This window comes from Acetobacter orleanensis, from assembly GCF_001581005.1.
Taxonomy (GTDB): Bacteria; Pseudomonadota; Alphaproteobacteria; order Acetobacterales; family Acetobacteraceae; genus Acetobacter; species Acetobacter orleanensis.
Genome location: NZ_LHZV01000016.1, coordinates 1 through 1,712, shown reverse-complemented (window position 1 = coordinate 1,712; position 1,712 = coordinate 1). Strand labels below are relative to the sequence as shown.

The window sequence follows — 1,712 nt, the reverse complement described above, 5'->3', positions numbered from 1 at the left end:
ATGCCGCTGGACAACCGGGCAGGCCGTGCTTGACCTTGGTCACCGCAATGCGGAAACCATCGCAATGCTGTCTTTGCAGATCCTGAATGGGGGACCCTATACGGTCGAAGAAACCCAAAAGGAACTATCTACAGCAACGCATTAACAAAAACACTCTGGCAGGCTACCCCCCGGCCTGCCATAATAAAAAGCCGCGCTCTACAAGCGCGGTTTTTTATTATGGCGTTCTGTTTATACTAGATTCAATCGACCCTCATCCCTTCCAGATCACGGCTGAAGCAAGAAAAACAAACCCTATAAATATAGATGATTTTGCAATCGTAGCGCATTGCGAAGCGACGAAAATGTTTCCAATGATTGAAACATCGCTTAATACGGTTACGGAATTTGTAAAAAGTTCTGCCATGCGGGATGAATATCTTGCGGTTCCGTTTTGAGAAAATAACGGCCTCTGCTTGCATTGTCTATGCTCTGTTCGCGGAATGCATTACTGTCACAAGCTTTGTCGCCGATACCCACGCCCGCAGTCTGCCCTTCGTGCAATGCTGTGGCATGAGTGACGTCATAAACCTGACCATCGGTCATAATAAAGCATAATGACCCACTCAGAGTGTCGGTCAGCCTATGGATTTGTGTGGTCAATCCTCGTCACGAAAGCTCCAACGCCTGATTTTACGCAATCTCTTTTCCATTCACTGCTTTGCTGGTGGACGCGAACGATGGTGCTGTCATACCGCTTGTCGCGATTGATGGTCAGCTCGTCAAAGACACTTTCCCTGACGCCGGCATAACACCCGCGGCTTAAACGCCGGTACACCGCCTTTAACTCATACCAGTTGATCCCCATTCATCTGCTCCGCGCACCAACACAGAGACCTATGAAACGCTAATAAAAATATTTGAGCATTCTGAATATCGACTGGGCTTCACTCATGATTTTATTTTTAATGCAGAATGCAATCCCAAGAAAAATGAAACCCTTATAAAATTCATAAATTTTTGGAATTTTTTATATTTATCATAATAAACATTTTTTATTTACTTCTTATTAATAAATAAATAAAAAATTAACTACGTAAATATAGTAATTAAATCCATTAATAATTCATATATACTGAAAATTACTCTTCCCATCCCGTTGGAAATTATGTGACGTTCCCTCCGCACTCATAAAAAAAGGAGTTAAGTGCATGCGTGAACTTACTTTTGCCGAAACGACAGAAGTTTCTGGTGGCCAGGCCAAAGGCTTTTTTGACAGTCTAGCAGGCGCTGTAGTCGGCTGTGTTGCTGGTGCGTCTGAAGGCATGATGATCGGCGGCATCCATGGTGGTGACGGCGGCGGCATCTTCGGCATTGGCGCCATTGGCCAGCTGGTTGGCCTCTTTATTCCGACCATTCAGGGCGCAATTGCCGGAACGGTTATGGGCGCTGCTGTAGGCCTGCAGGATGGTGAGCCGGTCCTCGTCAACTGGATCAATCAGGTTGGTAGCGGCACAGCCGGTCAGCAGAACAACCACTAAAAACACTGGTCCGTACGCGCCATGTCCACTACGGCAAGAGCGCGTACGGACTTTCTTAAAGTTTAAGGGGGCGGGGATATTATGGGCGAAATTAACTGGAATGCCGACGTCGATTACCAACCAAATGGTAGCGAAGTCACCGGCAACCTGAAACCAAGCGGCAACTCAATTCTCTGGCAGAATGGCAAAAAC

2 protein-coding genes are annotated in these 1,712 nt (G+C 46.4%); one reads left to right on the top strand and one right to left on the bottom strand.

Annotated features, from left to right (window positions below):
• Window positions 1–378: 378 nt before the first annotated feature.
• On the bottom strand, window positions 379–585 hold the full coding sequence (locus AD949_RS13895) for a hypothetical protein (protein ID WP_141325538.1): 207 nt from the start codon (window positions 583–585) through the stop codon (window positions 379–381).
• A gap of 605 nt (window positions 586–1,190) precedes the next feature.
• Between AD949_RS13895 and AD949_RS00105 the strand changes: the two genes are divergently transcribed.
• Window positions 1,191–1,520: a DUF5862 family protein gene (locus AD949_RS00105; RefSeq protein ID WP_061504589.1), complete on the top strand. Its 330-nt coding sequence runs from the start codon at window positions 1,191–1,193 to the stop codon at window positions 1,518–1,520.
• Window positions 1,521–1,712: the final 192 nt, after the last annotated feature.